General features: G+C 29.3%; 2 protein-coding genes and 1 pseudogene. All 3 read left to right on the forward strand.

The features are described from left to right. The coding region (locus ACRDDY_RS09265; RefSeq protein WP_438564669.1) for a class I SAM-dependent methyltransferase at nt 1–574 on the forward strand (574 nt) is incomplete at its 5' end. A 196-nt stretch (nt 575–770) separates the two neighbouring features. Further along, nucleotides 771–4,502 carry a BREX system P-loop protein BrxC gene (gene brxC / locus ACRDDY_RS09270; protein ID WP_438564670.1) on the forward strand — a complete coding sequence of 1,244 codons (3,732 nt, stop codon included), beginning with the start codon at nt 771–773 and terminating at the stop codon, nt 4,500–4,502. Nucleotides 4,503–4,596: 94 nt separating this feature from the next. Then, nucleotides 4,597–4,842, forward strand: a pseudogene (locus tag ACRDDY_RS09275) (hypothetical protein); the annotation flags it as partial.

Raw genomic sequence — 4,842 nt, forward strand, 5'->3', positions numbered from 1 at the left:
ATTTTATAATGATAATGCAGATGATTTTTTTAACAACACAGTAAATGCAGATATGAGTGCTACTTATAAGATTTTTGAAGAGAAACTTTCAGAAAAAACAGGGGAAATTCTTGATTTAGGTTGCGGAAGTGGAAGGGATACCAAGCACTTTTTAGATGAAGGGTTTACAGTTACAGCTTTAGATCTATCACCAGTTCTAGCTGAGAAAGCTAGTGAATTTATTGGACAAAAGGTTATTGTGGCGGATATGAAAGATTTAGATTTCCAAGATAAATTTATAGGAATCTGGGCTTGTGCTTCATTGCTTCATTTAAGAGAGGAAGAGGTTTTAGAAACATTGAAAAGATGTCATAAAGCTTTAAAGAAAAATGGAGTTATATATGCATCATTTAAATATGGAGAAAGTAACTATGAGAAAGATGGGAGAAGTTTTACTTGTTTTACGAAAGATAAATTTTTAGATTTAATAAAAGATTTAGAGTTTTGTTATTATGAAATTTTTGAAACTGGAGATGTTAGGCCTGGAAGAGAAAAAGAAAGATGGCTTAATGTAATTTTGAAAAAGGAGAGTTAAGTATGACTCTCTTTTTTAGTACCTAAGATAGTAAAGAATGAGATTAAATTTAAGTTTTAAGTTAAAACAAAAAGTGTTATAATATTATAAAAAAGTAAAAACTAATTTTTAACAAAAATTAGTTTTTTTGTTTCTAAAAACCTGTATTATATATAGGTCTTGGAATTAAAAATCAAGAGGCTAGGGGAGAAGTATTATGATAGGAGAAAATATTTTAATAAAAGATACCTTAAAAAATGATATAGGTAGAAAGATAAATGGAGTTGTAAAGGCAGAAAATAATTTAGAAGCAACTATAGCTACAGAGTTAAGTGAATATGTAGTTACAGAGGAAGTAAGAAAGTATTTAACAAAGCTTTTTGATAGATACGTAGATTCACTTTTTAATAATACAGAGGATATGGGAGTTTGGATATCAGGATTCTTTGGATCAGGAAAATCACACTTTCTTAAAATGGTAGGATATATTATTGAAAATAAAGTACATGGTGGAAAAAAAGCTACTGATTACTTTAAAGATAAAATTAAAGATCCAATTCTTCAAAGTAATCTAGAGAAAGCTTCAGAAAAACCAACTGATGTAATTCTATTTAATATTGATAATGTTAGTGATCAAGATACTTTTCAAAATAAGGATGCAATTGTTGTAGCTTTTCTTAAAAAGTTTAATGAATATCAAGGATTTTCAAGGGATGATATAAAAGTTGCTGACTTTGAAAGAATGGTTTGGAAAAAAGGAAAATTCCAAGAGTTTAAAGATGCCTTTGAAGAGGAAACAGGAGATACTTGGGAAGAGGGAAGAAGAAATATTGACTTCAATGGAGATGAATTTATTGATGTCGTTGAAGAGTTGGATATAATGAGTAGAGAAAATGCTGAGAGATGGCTTGAAAAAGAAAGTGTTAAATCTATAAGTGTGGAAAGTTTCTGTGATCTTTTAGCTGACTATTTTGAGATAAAAGGTAAAGATCATAGAATAGTTTTCCTTGTGGATGAAATAGGGCAGTATATTGGAGATAATTCTCAACTTATGCTAAATCTTCAAACTCTAATAGAGCTTTTAGGAGTAAACTTCCAAGGAAAAGTATGGGTGGGAGTAACATCACAGCAAGATTTAGGAGCTATATTAGATTCTAACGATAGAAAGAAAAATGACTTTTCTAAAATTCAAGATAGATTTAAAACAATGCTACCACTATCAAGTGGAAATATAGATGAGGTTATAAAAAAGAGACTTTTAGAAAAAAGAGAGATTGAAGGAGAGGATTTACAAAACTTCTACGATAAAAAAAGAATTGATTTAGAGAATCTAGTAAGCTTTGAGAAAAAGGGTGTAACTTTAAGACTATATGATAATAAATATGATTTCTCTGAAACGTATCCATTTATAGGGTATCAGTTTAATTTGCTTCAAACAGTTTTTGAAAAAGTTAGACACATGGGACATTCGGGTCAGCATATGTCTAGAGGAGAAAGATCTCTTTTAAGCTCATTTCAAGAGGCAGGTATCAGAGTTAGTGAGGAAAAAGTTGGAGCTTTAGTTCCATTTAACTATTTTTATGAATCAATTGAGCAGTTTTTAGAAGATAACGCAAGAAGACCAATAATGCATGCTAAAAATGATAAAGGTGTAGATGAGTTTGGAATTGAAGTATTAAAATTACTTTTTCTATTAAAAGGTATAAATGGTATTGAACCAAACTTAAATACTTTAACAAGTTTTATGGTGGATTCTATAGACTGCGACAGAATAGAACTTGAAAGCAGAATTAAAAAAGCTTTAGTAAAACTTCAAAAAGAGGTTTTAATCCAAAAAGATGGTGACGCATATTATTTCCTTACAAATGAGGAACAGGATATAAATAAAGAGATTGCTGATGAAGATGTAGATTTAGGAGCAGTATACAAAGCTTTAGATTCATATATATTTGAAGATATATGCCCTAAAAAAAGTGTAGTTGTTGAAGAAACTGGAAACAAATATAGCTTTAGTAGAAAAATAGATGAATATCCTATGGGAAAAGCTGGAGAACAACTGGATATAGTTATTCTTACTCCTGGAGCAGACGACTATAATAAAATTTCTTTACTTGGAGTTAGAGATGGGTATGACCTTATAATAAAACTTCCAGAAAATCATGATGAGTATTTAGTAGAGATAAAATATTCTCTAAAAGTTGAATCTTACGTTAGAAAAAAACAAAGAGAAAATAGTAGAGAGATTATAGCTCAGATTTTAGAAAGTAAAGGAAGAGAAAACCAAAATAGAAAAAGAAGAATACAAAATGAGATAAAGCTAGCTATAGAAAAAGCTGAAATCTATTTAGATGGACATAGAGTTGATATTAAAGCTAAAGATGCAGAAAAAGTTATTGAGGAGTCTTTAAAGGCTTCAGCAAATAATAGATTTAAAAATGCCAAACTTATTAAGAAAAAATATGATGAGGGAAGAATAAGAGATGTTCTTTCAACAGAGTTTGATAGCAATAACCAACTATTTAAAATAGACTCAGATATGGAGAAAAATCCAAACATTGAAGCTATAAGAGAGGTCTTAAATAGAGTTACAAACTTAGATAAAAGAGGAGCAACTATAACATTAAAAGATTTAGTAGATTACTTTACAATTAAACCTTATGGATGGGATCTATTTTCTGTAAATGGATTAATTGCAGAGCTTTGGGTATACAAACGTATTAACTTAGAAGAATCAAAAGTTTTGATAACTGATAAAAAAGAAGCTAGAGAGTACCTTACTAAATCACAAACTAAAACTCTTGAAAGAATAGTTATAACTTTAAAAGAGGAGATTGATAGAGAACTAATAAACAAAGTTAACAATATTTTGAAAAAACTATGGGGAACAGAGTTTGAAGTAAAGGGTGACTCACCAAAAGAGGAGCTATTCTCAATTATTGAAAAAAGAAAAAATTTAGCTATTATGCATAAAAAAGAGTGTGAAGCTAAAAAATATCCTGGAGTAAAAATATTAAAATCTTGGATAGATCTTTTAGATGAGGTAGTTACATTAAAAGGAAAACCAGAAAAGGTATTAAAAGAGTTTATCGCAATGGAGGATGAATTACTAGAGTTAAATGAAAAAGAAGCAACAGTTGAAGATTTCTTTAAAACTGCTAAAAAAGATAAATTTGATAGTGGAGTTAAAAAGCTTCATGAGGTAGATCAATTAAGTGATTACTTGGGAGAGTTAAAAAATAGCTTACCATACAATAGACTTAGAGAGATAAAAGAGATGGAGTCTCCTTATAGCTGTATAAGAGAGATAGATGGACTTTTAGACCTTTTAAAAGAGGAAGAGACTAAGATAATAGATGGAGAGAAAAGTAACCTTTTAACAAAAGCTGAAAAGAGTTTCCAAAAGCTTCAGAATGTTTTAAAAGATAAAGTACAGCTATTAAAAGAGGTAGAAGAAAAGTCTGAAGAGTTTAAAAAAGAGATTGTGGATATTAAAGACAGCTCTATTTTTACAAAGGAAAGAAGATTAAACAATACTATTTTAGATATTGAAAATAGCTATAGAAGAGGTATCAGAAATGATATTTCAACTTTTGAAAGAGAGATTTTAGAGGAGTTAGAGAAGAAGGATTCTGTTGATGAGTTAATAAAAAGAGTTCGTTTAACTTTTGAAAATCTTAAATCTGAATGCAATACTAGAAAAATAGAGGAACTAGAGGGACTTTTAAAAATAGCTGAATCAGAAAAAGATGGCTTTAAAAATGAAGCTAGTGGTAAAATGGTTAAAAAGCAAAGAGTTTCTATGAAAAAAATAGCTGTAAAAACAAAGTATAATGTTGCTACAGAATCTGATGTAGAGACATATATAGAGGAACTAGAAAAAGAGATAGCAGCATTAAAAGCTAAGATGTTAGAGGCAGTAAAGGAGAATAAAATAGTGGATATAAATTAATATTAAAGTAATAGACCTGCCATGAGTTATATGCAACAATGGCAGGTCTTTAAGCAAAGTGTGTAATAATACATTAAGGTAGAAAGGGTGAAAAATGAACAAAACTAGTTTAAAGAACTTTGCAATTGAAGCAAGAAATGTTCTTATGGAAAATACGAAAAAACAATTGGAAAATTTAGGAATAACAAAAAAAGAAGTGGTAACTGCTAACTCAATGGGTAGCCAAGTAGAGGTGGCAGGACATCTTTACAAAAAAAGTAGTTATGATGCTTTAATAAGAAAATATAATGAAGTGGGATATGAAGAGTTAATAGAGGAGTGTGCATACACTTGGTTTAAT

Source organism: Clostridium sp., assembly GCF_051656525.1.
Taxonomy (GTDB): domain Bacteria; phylum Bacillota; class Clostridia; order Clostridiales; family Clostridiaceae; genus Clostridium.

What these genes read in the sequence shown, in the direction of transcription:
- brxC (WP_438564670.1), top strand. Translation starts at nt 771, where the DNA reads ATGATAGGAGAAAATATTTTAATAAAAGATACCTTAAAAAATGATATA.